This is a genomic window from Massilia sp. MP_M2 (genome assembly GCF_039123635.1).
Taxonomy (GTDB): domain Bacteria; phylum Pseudomonadota; class Gammaproteobacteria; order Burkholderiales; family Burkholderiaceae_D; genus Telluria.
On the sequence record NZ_JBCHJF010000012.1, the window covers coordinates 121,369 to 137,888 of the forward strand.

Consider the following 16,520-nt stretch of genomic DNA (forward strand, 5'->3'; position numbering starts at 1 on the left):
GTCGATGTAATGACAAGCCGGCCGCCCGCGATTCAGGTCAGCGGCTTGTCGAAGAAGGTCGCTGACGCCAGCGGCGAGCTGACCATCCTGCAAGAGATTGATTTTACCGTGCAACCGGCAGAGACGCTCGCGCTCGTCGGCGCATCGGGCTCGGGCAAGTCGACGCTGCTTGGCCTGCTGGCGGGCCTGGACACGCCATCGTCCGGCACCGTGCGCCTCGATGGCACCGACATCTTCGCGCTCGATGAAGACGGCCGCGCCGCGTTTCGCAAGGCCAAGCTGGGCTTTGTGTTCCAGTCGTTCCAGCTGCTCACGCACCTGAACGCGCTCGAGAACGTGATGCTGCCGCTCGAATTGCGGGGCGAATCCGGTGCCCGTGAGAAGGCCGCCGAGATGCTGGGGCGGGTTGGCCTGGGCAGCCGCCTGAAGCACTATCCCAAGTTTCTGTCGGGCGGCGAGCAGCAGCGTGTCGCGCTGGCGCGTGCCTTCGTCACGCAGCCACCGCTGCTGTTTGCCGACGAGCCCACCGGCAGCCTTGACGCGGCCACCGGCGAATCGATCATCGGGCTGATGTTCGAACTCAATCGCGAACGCGGCTCGACGCTGGTGCTGGTCACGCACGATCCGGGCATGGCCGCGCGTTGCGGCCGCACGATCACGATCGCCGCCGGTCGCATCGTCGGCTAGTCAGGTCGTCAACCGGCAGCGCGCACCTGCGCGTTGAGCACCTTGCGCACGGCCGCCGGCAGCTCGCCGGCCGTCATGCCTATTGGCCCCACGCCATCTTCGACCAGCGCGTCGGCCGCTGCGCCATGCAGCCAGGCCGCCGCCGCTGCCGCTTCCCGGCCCGGCCAGCCTTGCGCGAGCAGCGCGCCGCAAATTCCAGCCAGCACGTCGCCACTGCCTGCCGTGGCCAGGCCCGCGTTGCCGGTCGGGTTGATCAGCACCGCGCCATCCGGCCCGGCAATCACGGTGCCCGATCCCTTCAGAATCACGACCGCATCCATGCGCTGCGCCAGTTCGCGCGCGCTGGCCAGGCGATCGGCTTGCACCACCGAGACCGTCAAGCCCAGCATGCGCGCCGCTTCCAGCGGGTGCGGCGTGAGCACGGCCGGCGCGCTGCGCCGCGCCAGGCGCGCCTGCAGGTCGGAGCTGGCGCCGACCAGGTTCAACGCGTCGGCGTCAAGCACCAGCGGGCTGTCGCTGTCGAGCGCCTTGGCCACCAGCCGGATCGCATCGACCGAGTCGCCCATGCCCGGCCCGAGCACCAGCGTGCGGCCAAAGAAATCCAGGTCGTCAGCGGCGCGGAACATGATTTCGGGCTGGCTGCTGTCGTAGCCTGGCGGCGTGTTCAGGGCCGCGACATACACGCGACCAGCGCCGGCATACAGCGCGCCGCGCGCGGCCAGCACCGGTGCACCGGCCATGCCATGCGCGCCGCCGATGACGGCAACGTCGCCGAAGCTGCCCTTGTGCGAATTCTGGCAGCGCGCCGCGAAGCAGTGCGCGAACACCGGCAGTCCGTTCATGCCTGCCGACGCGGGCCTGGCGCCCGCATCCACGCCAAGCGTGTCCACGCGCACGACACCTGCGTGATCGCGCCCGTCGGCCGTATGCAGGCCCGGCTTGTCGGCGATGAACGTGATCGTGTGCGTGGCGCGCACCGCGATGCCATCCGGGCCGATGACGGCGCCCGTGTCGGCATCCAGACCGCTCGGCACGTCGAGCGCCAGGATCGGGCAGCGCATGCCATCGAGACCCGCGACGACCTCGCGGTATTCGCCCGCGAGAGCGCGGGTCAGGCCGATCCCGAACAGCCCATCGACGACGAGCGCCCACTGGCCATCGGGTGGCAGCATGTCGAGCCAGCCGACCGTGCCCGAACGTGCGCGTTCGTAGGCGGCGGCGGTTTCGCTCGACGCGTCGTCGTTGCCGTCGCCAGGCAAGTGCAGCACGGTGGCATTGACGCCCGCTTCGGCCAGGTTGGCGGCCACCTCCAGCGCATCGCCGCCATTGTTGCCGGGGCCGGCCAGCACCAGTACCGCCGCGCCGCGCATGGCGTCCGGGGCGTCGCCCAGGGATTCGCGCAGTAGCTCGAGCGCATGGGCGGCGGCGGCCTTGCCCGCGCGGGTCATCAAGGTGCCCGGTGCCAGCGTGCTGCTGGCCGCATGTTCGATGGCGCGCAGCTGCGCGACGGTATAGAGAGGATGTGCCATGGTCGTTTGCGTGAATGAGAATGCCACCATTGTCGTGCATTCGCGCCAACATTGGCGCGCCGTCCGCACTACAATGGCTGCCATCATTTGGCCAGCAGAGGGAGTTTGTATGGATTGGCAGTTCTGGATCGACCGCGGCGGCACATTCACCGACATCGTGGGGCGCCGCCCGGATGGACAACTCGTCACGCACAAGCTGTTGTCCGAGCACCCCGAGCAGTACCGCGACGCGGCGGTTGCGGGCATCCGTCACTTGCTGGGCGTCGCGGTGGGCGCGCCACTGCCGGCGGCCGGCATCGAGGCCGTCAAGATGGGCACGACCGTGGCCACCAATGCGCTGCTCGAGCGCAAGGGCGAGCCGACGCTGCTGGCCATCACGCGCGGCTACCGCGACGCGCTGCGCATCGCCTACCAGAACCGGCCACGCCTGTTCGACCGCCACATCGTGCTGCCCGAGCTGCTGTATGCACAGGTGATCGAGATCGACGAGCGGATCGGCGCGCACGGCGACGTCGTGCAGGCGCTCGACGAAGCGGCCACCCGCGCCAGCCTGCAAGGGGCGTTCGATGCTGGCCTGCGTTCGCTCGCGATCGTCTTCATGCACGGTTACCGCTACACGGCGCACGAGGCGGCCGTGGCCCGCATCGCGCGCGCGATCGGCTTCACACAGGTGTCGGTCTCGCACGAAGTGAGTCCGATGATGAAGCTCGTCGCGCGTGGCGACACGACGGTCGTCGACGCTTACCTGTCGCCGATCCTGCGTCGCTACGTCGACCAGGTGGCCGACGAACTGCCCGGCGTGAACCTGCAGTTCATGCAGTCCAATGGCGGCCTGACCGATGCGCGCGCGTTTCAGGGCAAGGACAGCATCCTGTCCGGCCCCGCCGGCGGCATCGTCGGCATGGTGCGTGCGAGCCGGCAGGCGGGCTTTGCGCGCGTGATCGGGTTCGATATGGGCGGCACTTCCACCGACGTGTCGCACTTCGCCGGCGAGTTTGAACGGGTATTCGAAACCCAGGTTGCCGGCGTGCGCATGCGCGCGCCGATGATGAGCATCCACACCGTCGCCGCCGGCGGCGGCTCCATCCTTCACTTTGACGGCAGCCGCTATCGCGTGGGCCCGGACAGCGCCGGCGCCAATCCCGGCCCGGCCAGCTACCGGCGCGGCGGTCCGCTGGCTGTCACCGACTGCAACGTCATGCTTGGCAAGGTGCAGCCCGATTATTTCCCGCACCTGTTCGGCCCGGGCGGCAACGAAGCGCTGGACGTCGCTGCCGTGCGCCGGCGTTTCGATGCGCTGGCCGGCGAGATCGGCGCTGCCACGGGCGAGCGACCTGCACCGGAAGCGGTGGCCGAAGGCTTCATCGCGATTGCGGTTGGCAATATGGCCAACGCGATCAAGCAGATCTCGGTGCAGCGCGGCCACGACGTGACCGAGTACGTGCTCACGAGTTTCGGCGGCGCCGGCGGCCAGCACGCGTGCCTCGTGGCCGACGCCCTGGGCATGCAGACGGTGTTCATCCACTCGCTGGCCGGCGTGCTGTCGGCCTACGGCATGGGCCTGGCCGATCAGAGCGCGATGCGCGAGCAGGCAGTCGAAGAGCGCCTGCTTGATGCCGTGCTGCCGGCGCTGGCCGAGCGTCTGGGCGTGCTGGGCGAGGCCGCGCGTGCGCAGTTGCTGGCGCAGGGCGTGGCGCCGGCGCGCATCACGCTGGTCGAACGCGTGCACCTGCGCTACGAAGGCACCGACTCGGCGCTGGTCGTGCTTGCGGGCGACATGGCGGCGATGACAGCGCAGTTCGAGCAAGCCTATAAGCGCCGCTATTCGTTCCTGATGCCGGCGCGCGCGCTGATCGTCGAAGCAGTGTCGGTCGAGGCCATCGGCCAGTCCGATGCGCCGCCGGAGCCGCCGGTGGCAACGACGCCGCCGGTCGGAGAGTCGGCTCCACAGGACAGCGTGCGCATGTACAGCGCCGGCCACTGGCACGACACCGGTGTCTACGCCCGCGCTGGGCTGCAGCCGGGGCACGCGGTGCGCGGCCCGGCGATCATCGCCGAAGACAATGCGACCACGGTCGTCGAGCCGGGCTGGGAAGCGCGCGTGACGCCCTTCAACCATCTGGTGCTGCAGCGGGTAGAAGCGCTGCCCGAACGGCGCGCGATCGGCACCACGGCCGACCCGGTGATGCTCGAGATCTTCAACAACCTGTTTATGTCGATTGCCGAGCAGATGGGCCTGCGCCTTCAGAACACGGCTCACTCGGTCAACATCAAGGAGCGCCTGGACTTCAGCTGCGCGATCTTCGACCAGGACGGCAATCTGGTGGCCAATGCGCCGCACATGCCGGTGCACCTGGGCTCGATGGGCGAGAGCATCAAGACCGTGATGCGCGAGAACGCGGGCTGCATGCACGCCGGCGACGTGTATATCCTGAACGACCCGTACAACGGCGGCACGCACCTGCCCGATGTGACGGTGATCTCGCCCGTGTTCGACGAAGCGGGCGCCGAGATCCTGTTCTACGTCGGTTCGCGCGGCCACCACGCCGACATCGGCGGCACCACGCCGGGCTCGATGCCGCCCGACTCGAGCCACATCGAGCAGGAGGGCGTCCTGATCAACAATGTCAAGCTGATCGACGGGCAGGATGGCGTGCTGCGCGAAGAGGCGATGCGCGCATTGCTGCTGGGCGCGCGCTACCCGGCGCGCAATCCCGACCAGAACCTGGCCGACCTGCGCGCGCAGGTGGCGGCGAACCAGAAAGGCGTCGAGGAGCTGCACAAGATGGTCGCGCACTTTGGCCTGGACGTCGTGCGCGCCTACATGGGGCACGTGCAGGACAACGCCGAAGAAGCGGTGCGGCGCGTGATCTCGGCGCTCAAGGACGGCAGCTTCCACTACCAGCTCGACAACGGCGCCCACATCGACGTCGCGATCCGCGTGAACGCCGCGGCGCGCAGCGCGCAGATCGACTTTACCGGCACGTCCGGCCAGCTACCAAACAACTTCAATGCACCATCGGCCGTGTGCATGGCGGCCGTGCTGTACGTGTTCCGCACGCTGGTCGACGATGACATTCCGCTCAATGCCGGGTGCCTGAAGCCGCTGGAGGTCATCATCCCGCCCGGTTCGATGCTCAATCCGCATTATCCGGCGTCGGTCGTGTCGGGCAATGTCGAGACCTCGACCTGCATCACCAATGCGCTGTATGGCGCGCTGGGCGTGATGGCGGCGGCGCAGGGCACGATGAACAATTTCACGTTCGGCAATGACCGTTACCAGTACTACGAAACCATCTCGGGCGGCTCCGGCGCGGGCGAAGGTTTTGCCGGCACCGACGTGGTCCAGACCAATATGACCAACTCGCGCCTGACCGATCCCGAGATCCTCGAGTTCCGCTTCCCGGTGCGGCTCGAACGTTACGAGATTCGACCGGGTTCGGGCGGGGCGGGGCGCTGGCAGGGCGGGAACGGCGGCGTGCGCCGGGTGCGCTTCCTGGAGCCGATGACGGCGGCGATCCTGTCGAACAACCGGATTCATGCGCCGTTCGGCATGGCCGGCGGTGGCGAGGCAGCGCGCGGCAAAAACAGCGTCGAGCGCGCCGACGGCCGCATCGAGCAACTGGGGCATATCGGCAAGATCGACATGGCCGCGGGGGACGTGTTCGTCATCGAGACGCCGGGCGGCGGCGGTTACGGCAAGGCGTAGCATGGGCAGCATATTGTGGCGGCCCCGCGCGCCCTGTATGCTGCACCAGCATCGATTTTCACCACTACTACGAGAGATACCATGAAACGTGTACTGACCTGCTCCGCCCTGGTTGCGGCAATGCTGCTGACGGTGACCGCCTGCAAGCGCGCCGACGCCCCGGCCACGCCAGCTGCCCAAACCGGCGGCGCGGCCGCGCCGGCCGTCGCCTCGCAACAGATCGACACCGTCGTCGGCACCGGCAAAGAAGCCACGGCCGGCGCGACCGCCGTCGTCAACTACACCGGCTGGCTGTACGAGCCGGCAGCCACCCAGCAGCGCGGCAAGGAGTTCGATTCATCCATCGGGCGCGAGCCGTTCAGCTTCCAGCTGGGCGCCGGCCAGGTCATCAAAGGGTGGGACGTGGGCGTGCAGGGAATGAAAGTCGGCGGCAAGCGCACGCTGATCGTGCCCGCCGACATGGGCTATGGCGCCGGCGGTGCAGGCCCGATCCCGCCGAACGCCACGCTGGTGTTCGAGGTCGAGCTGCTCGACGTGCGTTAATTCGCGACTGGCGCCGGCGCGGTTGCCGGGGCCTTTGCTGGCGCTGGTGCTGGTGCTGGCGACGTTGAAGGTGCTGGCACCGGTGTCAATGCCGGTGCCAGCGTCGGCGTCAATGCCGGTGGCAGCGCCACGCGGCGCGGCGGTGTCGCCACTGGGTCCTGCTTTGCTCCCGGCGCTTCGCGATCACGGATCCGGTACCACGCAAGGCCCAGCAGCTCATAGGTCGCATACCACGAGCGCCGCATGCCTTCCGCGCTCGGCAGCCAGGCATCGAAACCGTAGTGGGGGTTGTAGACGAACATCGTCGGCGCCTCGACCACCTCGAGGCCTTCGCGCTGGAACACATTGCGCGCGCGGTGCATGTGCATCGCATCGGTCACGAGCAGAATCCGTTTCACGCCCGCTTTGCGCAGCATCAGATTGCTGTAGATGGCATTCTCGCCCGTATCGCGCGAGCGCCGTTCGATCCACTTGACCGGGACCCCGAAGTCTTCGCGCAGCGCCCTGGCCATCGCGTCGGCCTTGGTGTACCCCATGTCGATGTTGGCCGGATCGGCACCACTGCCGCCATTCCCGCCGGTGACCAGGATCGGCAAGCCGGTGCGCCGCTGCAGGTGCGCACCGTAGCGCAGCCGCGCGAGTGCCGTGTGGTCGGGAATGTCGCGGTTGTCGTATTCGCCCGCGCTGCGCAAGCGGCCTGCCGCCAGTACCACGATGGCTTCGGCGCCGGCGTTTTCGGGCCGCGCGAGCGGCTTGGTCAGCTGCTCCAGCGGCCCGACCAGGAAGCTCGATCCCGCATTACTCGACATGAAAGTCAGCAAGGCCAGGCCGGTGCCGGCGACGATGCGCCCGGCCTTGGGACGGAAACGCCACAGCACCAGACCCAGCGCGATGATCAGGTACAGGCTGGTGGGCGGCAGGAAAAGATTGCGGGGAAGGGCGTTGATAATGTCGAGCAAAATGGAAGGCGAGCGGAGCGCTGTAGTAAGAATGACAGCGACAGTAGACCGTAACTTGTGCAGTGCGTCAAGTTGGCGGCCTTGGGTGCGATAGCCGGTATTGAGCACGTACAGCGCGAGAGGCAAGGCGACCATGGCGAGCAGCATGGGCAGCATCCACACCACTTTTTGCATCCCGCTCATGCGTGGATGCTGTTGCCGGCGCGTGCGGTAAGCCCGATAACCGGCATACGCGGCCAGCGGCGGCAGGATGAAGATCGGGATGGCGAGCCAGAAGGTCAGCGCTGACAGCAGTGTCAGAGCGAGGGAGAGCGGTGCCATGCTAGGTGATCATGGTACGGTTGTCGGGTCATTTGTCGGGTCATTTGTCGGGTCATTCAAAGCGCGGCTGCATTGCAGGGTCAGTGCTGCACCAGCGTTGCTGCTGTAACCAATGCGGCGGATGGCTGTGCCGGGGATCGACCTCCAGCACCCCAGGACGCAATTGCACATATCGGAACACGGCATCGCAGTTGCGCTGCTCGGCGGCGTGCTGGTACAGGGCAGCCGCCAGCGCTTCCTCACCGCGCTGTTCCAGCAGGAGTCCATACCGGTAGAACGCGGTCGCGTGGCGCGCTCCCATGGCGCGCTCGTACAGGTGCGCCGCTTCACCGTCATGCTGCGGCTGCGCGCGCAGCGTATCGAGCATGATGCCCAGGGCTGTCTCGGCGCGCCCCGCGCTGCGGCCCAGCGCCTTGCGGTACAGCGCTGCGGCCTCGAGGTCGTCCTGCACATTGCCCAGCCCAAGCTCGAAGGTGCGGCCCAACAGATACAACCCGGACGGATCATGTTGCGCTGCAGCGCGCGCCAGCCAGCTGGCAGCGGCATGGCGCTCATCGTCGTTGACTGCGCTACGCATCAGCATGGTGCCGAGGCGTATCTGGGCGTCAGGCAGGCCGCCTTCGGCGGCTTGCGTCAGCCAGTAACTCGCCAGCTCGGGGTCAAGGTCGTTGCCCAGGCCGTGCTGGTAGCTCCAGGCCAGGTTGGCCTGCGCCCAGCCATGTCCCTGCGCGGCCGCCTGCACGTACCACCAGGTTGCCCGCAGCGGATCGCGCGGCACGCCAGCGCCGCGCAGGTACAGGACGCCCAGATTGTTCTGTGCGTAGGCATTGCCGGCCCGCGCCGCCCGTTCGTACCAGAGCGCGGCCTGCGCCAGATCGGTCTTGACGTGGGTGCCGTGCTCGTACCAGGTGCCCAGCCGGTTCTGCGCCACCGGATCGCCACCGACCGCCTGCGAAGTGATGGTCACCAGCAGCGACGCGTCGGGGGGCGGGAATGCGCCCGCGTGAGACCATCTGAACTGCGCCTTGAGCCAGCCACCCGGCGCCTCGCCCGTGGACACCACCGCGTGATAGGTGCAGCCGCGCAGGCTGTCGAGCGCGGCCTCATCAAGGTCGGCGCGGCCCGCAGAACCGGTCACGCGCCCTTCGAGAAGGTAGCCTTGTTCGTGGATGCGCACGTCGAGCGTGGTCGTGCCGCGGGCGCGCTGTGCCAGCGCGGCGGCTGGCCAGACGGGGCGCTGGCAGGCGTACAGGTCTAGGTTGAGCGCCGACTGCGCCGCACTCGCACTGGCACTAGCAGTGGCACTGGCACTGGCCCCGGCGTCGTTGGCGCGTGCGGTGCCGGGCGCCATGATTGCAGTCACGCCCATGGCAGCCACGAGCAGGACAGCCTGTATGCGGTTCATGGGCACCCCGCTCAGCCGGCCGCAATCCCGTACTTGCGCCGCGCCGCCTGGTATTCCTCGGTCAGCGTCGCCAGCCGTGGGTGCTGCGCATCCTGGGCCCGGATGCCGTCCAGCAGCCCGGCGGCAATCTGGCCCAGCGGATGGTCCCAGCCCAGCTCATTGATCTGACGGAGGATGCCGCCGGCGGTGGCGGCCATCACCTGCAGGTTGCGCGGCGCCAGGTGCAGCGCTTCGCGCAGCGTCTGGACCGCGCCGCGCACGTCGCCCATATTGCGCTTTTCGTCGGCCACGCCCAGCAGGATCTGCGCCTGCGCCTTGAGTTGCTGGCCCATGTTGTCGACCAGGTCGGTGCGGCCGGCATTCACGAAGACCGTCATTGCCTGGTCGGGCGAGACGCCGCTGCTGGCGTCGTTCACCACGGTCAGCATCACGCCGGCCGCCCCCTCGTCGAGCCGGTGCGCCAGGCACGCGCGCGCCAGTTCCATCCTGAGGCCGGGCGACAGCGCATTGTTGGCGCGTACCGCCGACACGGCGTGTTGCAGTCTGGCCACCGCCGCGCCGCTGTTGCCGGTCTTGTCGTGCAGGAGTGCATTGGCATAGGCGTGGCAGGCATCGTAGCCCGGCGCCGCGCGCAGCGAGCGTTCGAGGTCGCGGATGACGCCGGTGGCCTGCAGCAGGTCGCCGCGCGCCACCAGCGTCCTGACCAGGCTGACGTGGTCTTCGGGATCGCGAAACGCCGAGTAGCGCGCCTTGGCGACTACTTGGCGGAACGACGTCTCGGCCACGGCCATGTCGCCTGCAGCCAGCGCAAGCTCGCCCAGTGTGCGCAGGCGCTGGACGACGTGCGGCGAGATGGCCACCGCGTCGGCCAGTACGCTTTTTGCCCGTGCCGGCTCGCCGCTCGATGCGAGGCAGTGCGCCAGCAGATCGTAGGCAGCCATCAGGCGCGGATTGGCCGCCAGCAGTTCGTCCAGGATTGCGCGCGCGTCGTCGACCTGATCCAGTGCGATCATCGTGCGCGCCAGGCCCAGGGCGGCCCAGCCCAGCGGCCGTTCGGCCAGCACGTCGCGGTAGACGGCGGCGGCCTCGGCGTGTTCGCCCAGCGTCGTGTGCAGTTCGGCGCGCACGCGCGCGAAGTCGGCGGCAAAGCGCGGCTGCGCCTGGGCGCCATTGGCGCACGCGAGAATCGCCTCGCGCAGCCGGCCTTGCGCCGCTAGCTGCCAGGCCGGGAGCAGGGCGCCGCGACGATCGAGCGCGCGCTGGATGCGCGTACTGATCAAGTCGACCGTGAACGGTTTGAGCAGGTAGTCGGTGGGGGCCAGTTCGGCAGCGCTGACGACCTTGTCGCGCTCGGCCTCGGACGTGAGCATGATGAAGATCGTCGACGGCGTGATCAGGCGATGGTGGCGCAGGTCTTCCAGCAGTTGCTGGCCGTCCTGGCCTTCGCCGACGCCGCTGGCCAGGTCGTATTCACACAGGATGATGTCGTAGGCGCGCTGCTGCAACTGGCGGATCGCCGTGCCGGCATTGACCGCGTGCTCGACCTTCGTGATGCCGGCCAGACCCAGCATGTTTTGCAGGCTGGTGCGCATGCCCGGGTTGGGATCGACCACCAGCACCGCCAGGGTTGCGTTTTCTTGCATCGTCGCTCTCGTCTGTCCTGGGCGCGCGCGCCGGACGGCGCACATCGCAAGATTGTCCACCGTTAAGATACCGGCAAGTGCCGAAACGATCAAGGAAACCGGTGCGCTGCGTGCGTGGGGTGCCGGTCGGTCGCCGATGGCGGCCCGGCCAGGGGGGCGAGGCTGTATAATACCGGCCTATCTTCCACCCTAGCAGCGACGCTGCATCAACCGACTGTCCAAGCCATGTTGATTCTGCCGGGTTCCAATGCCCTGTCCGCCTTCCGTAGCCAACGCCTCCTGAGCCAACTGCAAGCTGTCGCCCCGTCGATCGCCGCCGTCCAGGGTCGTTTCTACCATTTCATCGACACCAGCGCGCCACTGTCCATCGACGATACGTCGCGCCTGTCGGCCATGCTCACCTATGGCGAGCCTGCGCCGGAAACCCTGTACGACGGCGTCACCGAAGCGTTCTTCGTCATCCCGCGCCTGGGCACGATTTCGCCGTGGGCCTCGAAGGCGACCGATATCGCGCGCAACTGCGGCATGGGCCATGTCCACCGCATCGAGCGCGGCATCGGCTACACCGTCGTACTCAAGACCGGCATCCTCGGCAGCAGCTTCGGCGCGCCCAAGAAGCTGGCGGCCGACGAGCTGCAGGCGGTCATCGGCCTGCTGCACGACCGCATGACCGACACCGTCCTGCGCAACGCCGACGACGCCAAGCACCTGTTCAATGAACTCGAGGGCAAGCAGCTCGAGAGCATCGACGTGCTCGGTCTTGGCCGCGCCGCGCTCGTGCGCGCCAATACCGAACTCGGTCTGGCGATGTCGGACGACGAAGTCGATTACCTGAACGACGCGTTCACGAAGGCGCAGCGCAACCCGACCGACGTCGAGCTGATGATGTTCGCCCAGGCGAACTCGGAGCACTGCCGCCACAAGATCTTCAATGCCGACTGGGTCATCGATGGCGAGAAGCAGAGCATCTCGCTGTTCGGCATGATCAAGAACACGCACCAGCTGAACCCGCGCGGCACCGTCGTCGCCTACAGCGACAACTCGTCGATTATCGAAGGCGCGACCGTGACGCGGTTCTTCCCGCGCGACGGCGAAGAATACGGCCCGTCGACGGAGCTCGTGCACACCCTGATGAAGGTCGAGACGCACAATCACCCGACGGCGATCTCGCCATTCCCGGGCGCCTCCACCGGCGCCGGCGGCGAAATCCGCGACGAAGGCGCAACCGGCCGTGGCGCCAAGCCAAAAGCCGGCCTGGCCGGCTTCACGGTCTCGAACCTGGTGATTCCCGATGCCGTGCGGCCTTGGGAAAACGCGTCGGACGTGACGAGCCAGGTGCGCTCGGACGCGCTGTACGGCAAGCCGGACCGCATTGCCTCGCCGCTCGAAATCATGATCGACGGCCCGATCGGCGGCGCTGCATTTTCGAACGAATTCGGCCGGCCGGTCCTGGGCGGGTACTTCCGCACCTATGAACAGAACGTCGGCGCAGCGGGCGCGGTCTATGGCTACCACAAGCCGATCATGATCGCCGGCGGCATCGGCAGCATTTCGGCCGCGCACACGCACAAAGACGAGATCCCGGTCGGCAGCCTCCTGATCCAGTTGGGCGGCCCAGGCATGCGCATCGGCATGGGCGGCAGCGCCGCGTCCTCGATGGCCACTGGCACCAACACGGCCGATCTGGACTTCGACTCGGTCCAGCGCGGCAACCCGGAAATGGAACGCCGCGCACAAGAAGTCATCAACGGCTGCTGGCAGCTGGGCGCGCACAATCCGATCATCTCGATCCACGACGTGGGCGCGGGCGGCTTGTCGAACGCGTTCCCGGAAATCGTCAACGACGCCAAGCGCGGCGCGATCTTCAATCTGCGCAAGGTGCCGCTCGAAGAAAGCGGCCTGGCGCCGAAAGAAATCTGGTCCAACGAATCGCAGGAACGCTATGTGCTGGCGATCGCCCCCGAAAGCCTGGCGAAGTTTGCCGCGCTGTGCGAGCGCGAGCGCTGCCCGTTCGCCGTCGTCGGCACCGCGACCGAAGAGCGTCAGCTGCGCCTGATCGACGAAGAGCAGGCCGGTGGCCCGAATGCGTCGCCGGTTGACATGCCGATGGACGTCTTGCTCGGCAAGCCGCCGAAGATGACGCGCGACGTGCAGCACGTGCAGCACACGTTCCCGCCAGTGGACCTGACCGGCATCGAGCTGGTGGAAGCAGCGCGCCGCGTGCTGCAGAATCCCACCGTGGGCGACAAATCGTTCCTGATCACGATCGGCGACCGCACGGTCGGCGGCATGACGGTGCGCGACCAGATGGTCGGCCCGTGGCAGGTGCCGGTGGCCGATTGCGCCGTCACGGCAATGGCGTACGACGGCTTCCTCGGTGAAGCGATGGCGATGGGCGAGCGTACGCCGCTGGCTGTCATCGACGCCGCCGCATCGGGCCGGATGGCCGTGGCCGAGTCGATCATGAATATCGCGGCCGCCGCGATCGACGACATCTCGGACATCAAACTGTCGGCCAACTGGATGGCGGCCTGCGGCCAGCCAGGCCAGGACGCCGCACTGTTCGACACCGTGAAGGCGGTCGGCATGGAACTGTGCCCGGCGCTGGGCGTGTCGATCCCGGTCGGCAAGGATTCGCTGTCGATGCGCACCACCTGGAACGACGACGGCGAATCGAAGGCGGTGATCTCGCCGGTGTCGCTGATCGTCTCGGCGTTTGCGCCGGTGGCCGATATCCGCCGCTCGCTGACGCCGCAACTGCGCACGGATGCCGGCGACACGTCACTGATCCTGGTCGACCTGGGCCGCGGCAAGAACCGCCTGGGCGCCTCGATCCTGGCGCAAGTCACGCAGCAACTGGGTGACTCGGTGCCGGACGTCGATTCGCCCCACGATCTGAAAGCGCTGTTCGGCGCGATCCAGGCGCTGAACAAGGACGGCAAGCTGCTGGCGTATCACGACCGTTCGGATGGCGGCCTGTTCGCGACGCTGGCCGAGATGGCCTTTGCCGGCCGCACCGGGGTGTCGGTCAACCTCGACATCCTGACGATGGAAAGCGAGCACGCCGCTGACTGGGGCGACGCCAAGAACTGGACCGGCCAGGTGGCCGAGCGCCGCAACGAAATGACGCTGCGCGCCTTGTTCAGCGAAGAACTGGGCGCCGTATTCCAGGTACGCATGGCCGACAAGACGGCGGTCATGAACGTGCTGCGTGAAGCCGGCCTGGGCGCCTGTAGCCACATCATCGGCAAGCTCAATGACCGTGGCGCGATCGAATTCACGCGCGACGCGAAAGTCATTTACAACGAGAAGCGCAGCAGCCTGCATCGCCTGTGGAGCGAGACCAGCTGGCGCATCGCGCGCCTGCGCGACAATCCGGAATGCGCCGACGCCGAATACGATCGCCTGCTCGACGAGCACGATATCGGCATGACGCCCAAGATCGGCTTCAACCTCGACGAGGATGTCGCTGCGTCGTTCATCGCGACGGGCGTGCGCCCGCGCGTGGCAATCCTGCGCGAACAGGGCGTCAACTCGCACATCGAGACGGCGTGGGTCATGCACCAGGCGGGCTTCGCAGCCATCGACGTGCACATGAGCGACCTGATTGCCGGCCGCGCCAAGCTGGACGACTTCCATGGCGTGATCGCCGTGGGCGGCTTCTCGTACGGCGACGTGCTGGGCGCCGGCGAAGGCTGGGCCAAGACCATCCTGTTCAACCCGCAGTTGTCGGAGCAGTTCGCCCGCTTCTTCGCACGCCAGGACACGTTTGGCCTGGGCGTCTGCAACGGCTGCCAGATGATGAGCAACCTGAAGTCGATCATCCCGGGTGCGCAGGCATGGCCGAAGTTCACGCGCAACAAGTCAGAGCAGTTCGAAGCGCGCTTCGGCATGGTCGAAGTGCTCGAGTCGCCGTCGATCTTCTTCCAGGGCATGGCCGGCACACACGCGCCGATCGCCATCGCGCACGGCGAAGGCTTCGCCGACTTCTCGCTGACCGGCGACTACGACGCGTCGATCAAGGCAATGCGCTTTGTCGACAACCGCGGCCAGGCCACCGAAACGTACCCGTTCAACCCGAACGGCTCGCCGGGTGGACTGACGTCGGTGACCACGGCAGACGGCCGCTTCACGGTGCTGATGCCACACGCCGAGCGCGTGTTCCGCGGCGCCGCGCATTCGTGGGCACCGGAATCCTGGGGCGATGAGTCGCCATGGATGCGAATGTTCCGCAACGCGCGCAAGTGGGTTGGTTGATCGGCCGACTGACATGGAAAACGCCTCTTCGGAGGCGTTTCTTTTGGTGCTATAGGGTGGACGGCTCCGCCGTCCACGCGTCCAATGAACCTTGCCGCGCTACGACATCAAGCCAGTTTGAACGCGTGGGCGGCATAGCCGCCCACCCTACGGGCTGGCGAGAACGAAGACGTTGTCGCCAGCGCTCGATGATGCAAGCTGCCATCCCAGGCGCGCATAGAACTGCGCCGCTCTGGTGCCTGCGCCCGTGCTCAATGTCACCCGGCTGAACCCCAGCGAGAATAGCCAAGCCGTTGCCAGCGAGAGCAGCTGCTTGCCCAGTCCTTGAGCCTCGAAGCGCGGATCGACGAACAGCGCCCAGATCGATCCATCGATCCGGTTGGCGTAGCTGAACGCGACAATGTCGCCATCGACCAGCGCAATCCAGCCGCGTCCGTCTTTCTCCAGAAAATCGGCATACATCTGCGGCGTGATGCGCGTCGGATCGCGCAAGACGTTCTCGGTCACCGCCAGGCGAATGCGGGCCAGGTGCGGGATATCGGCGAACACCGCCTCGCGAAATACAGGTTGCATAAGCGCCAGCCTCCAAATGAAAAGAGCGCACCATCGGGTGCGCTCTTTGCGGTCAAGCCATACAGAAAATTACTGTACTTTGGCTTTCTTGACCAGGGTCTCGCGATAGGCTGCCAGCTGACGCTGTTGCAGGCCTTCGGTGACTTGCTGCTTGACTTCTTCCAGCGCCGGCACCTTGGCTGCGCGCACGTCTTCCAGCTTGATGACGTGGAAACCGAACTGCGATTTCACAGGGGTGTCGGTGATGGCACCTTTTTGCAGGGCGACCATGGCTTTCGAGAACTCAGGCACGTAGGTGGCCGCGCTGGCCCAGCCCAGATCGCCGCCGTTCTGGGCGCTACCGTCTTTCGACTGCTTGGCCAGTTCGTCGAACTTGCCGCCGGCTTTCAGCTTGGCGATGATGCCCTTGGCATCGGCTTCCGAGTCGACCAGGATGTGACGCGCGTGGTATTCCTTGTCGCCGATCAGCGCTTTCTGCTTGTCATACTCGGCCTTGATGTCGGTATCCTTGACCGGGTTCTTTTTGACGTAGTCGGCCAGCATCGCGTTGATGATGATGCTTTGACGGGCGTTGTCGATGGCCGATTTGACGTCAGCGCGGGCGCCGATGTTCTGCTTGTCGGCTTCCTGGATCAATACTTCACGGCTGATCAGGTCTTTCTTGATCGCTTCGCGCAGGTCAGGGGAGTCCGCAGCGCGGCCCTGGGCCACGACCTGCTTGACCAGCTGGTCGACCCGAGCTTGCGGGATTGCCTTGCCATTGACGGTAGCGGCGTTCTGCGCGAAGGCAGGAACGGCAACGACTGCAATCATGGCGAACAACAGGCTGGCTGGCTTCAAAATCATCGTTGAGATCCTATATAAACTCGAAAAGTATCGCCGCAGGCGACGAAT

10 protein-coding genes are annotated in these 16,520 nt (G+C 66.8%); 4 read left to right on the forward strand and 6 right to left on the reverse strand.

Features of this window, described 5'->3' with window-relative positions:
• Positions 1-9: 9 nt before the first annotated feature.
• Positions 10-687, forward strand: coding sequence for an ABC transporter ATP-binding protein (locus RCH14_RS21645; RefSeq protein ID WP_343028216.1), 678 nt, complete (start codon positions 10-12; stop codon positions 685-687).
• 8 nt (positions 688-695) lie between these two features.
• On the opposite strand, the gene RCH14_RS21650 is transcribed toward RCH14_RS21645, so the two are convergent.
• On the reverse strand, positions 696-2,216 hold the full coding sequence (locus RCH14_RS21650; protein ID WP_343028161.1) for an NAD(P)H-hydrate dehydratase: 1,521 nt from the start codon (positions 2,214-2,216) through the stop codon (positions 696-698).
• A 109-nt stretch (positions 2,217-2,325) separates the two neighbouring features.
• Here RCH14_RS21650 and RCH14_RS21655 point away from each other — a divergent pair, with 109 nt between their 5' ends.
• Positions 2,326-5,925 carry a hydantoinase B/oxoprolinase family protein gene (locus RCH14_RS21655; protein ID WP_343028162.1) on the forward strand — a complete coding sequence of 1,200 codons (3,600 nt, stop codon included), beginning with the start codon at positions 2,326-2,328 and terminating at the stop codon, positions 5,923-5,925.
• Between the two features lie 81 nt (positions 5,926-6,006).
• Positions 6,007-6,468: an FKBP-type peptidyl-prolyl cis-trans isomerase gene (locus tag RCH14_RS21660; protein WP_343028163.1), complete on the forward strand. Its 462-nt coding sequence runs from the start codon at positions 6,007-6,009 to the stop codon at positions 6,466-6,468.
• Here RCH14_RS21660 and RCH14_RS21665 read toward each other — a convergent pair.
• From RCH14_RS21665 to RCH14_RS21675, 3 genes are read right to left on the reverse strand one after another with little or no spacing between them, the layout of a single operon-like run.
• A complete protein-coding gene (locus RCH14_RS21665) occupies positions 6,465-7,748 on the reverse strand; it encodes a YdcF family protein (protein ID WP_343028164.1) in 1,284 nt (427 codons plus the stop codon). The genes RCH14_RS21660 and RCH14_RS21665 overlap by 4 nt on opposite strands.
• Before the next feature lie 52 nt (positions 7,749-7,800).
• Positions 7,801-9,153 carry a TonB family protein gene (locus RCH14_RS21670; RefSeq protein WP_343028165.1) on the reverse strand — a complete coding sequence of 451 codons (1,353 nt, stop codon included), beginning with the start codon at positions 9,151-9,153 and terminating at the stop codon, positions 7,801-7,803.
• An 11-nt stretch (positions 9,154-9,164) separates the two neighbouring features.
• Entirely contained in the window at positions 9,165-10,796 is a 1,632-nt protein-coding gene (locus tag RCH14_RS21675) for a response regulator (RefSeq protein ID WP_343028166.1), read from the reverse strand.
• Positions 10,797-11,021: 225 nt separating this feature from the next.
• Here RCH14_RS21675 and purL point away from each other — a divergent pair, with 225 nt between their 5' ends.
• Positions 11,022-15,053 (forward strand): phosphoribosylformylglycinamidine synthase, encoded by a 4,032-nt coding sequence (gene purL, locus RCH14_RS21680; RefSeq protein WP_343028167.1) that lies wholly within the window; start codon positions 11,022-11,024, stop codon positions 15,051-15,053.
• Positions 15,054-15,200: 147 nt separating this feature from the next.
• On the opposite strand, the gene RCH14_RS21685 is transcribed toward purL, so the two are convergent.
• Together RCH14_RS21685 and RCH14_RS21690 are read right to left on the reverse strand one after the other, a co-directional pair.
• Positions 15,201-15,626: a GNAT family N-acetyltransferase gene (locus tag RCH14_RS21685; protein ID WP_343028168.1), complete on the reverse strand. Its 426-nt coding sequence runs from the start codon at positions 15,624-15,626 to the stop codon at positions 15,201-15,203.
• Positions 15,627-15,695: 69 nt separating this feature from the next.
• Entirely contained in the window at positions 15,696-16,472 is a 777-nt protein-coding gene (locus tag RCH14_RS21690) for a peptidyl-prolyl cis-trans isomerase (RefSeq protein ID WP_343028169.1), read from the reverse strand.
• Positions 16,473-16,520: the final 48 nt, after the last annotated feature.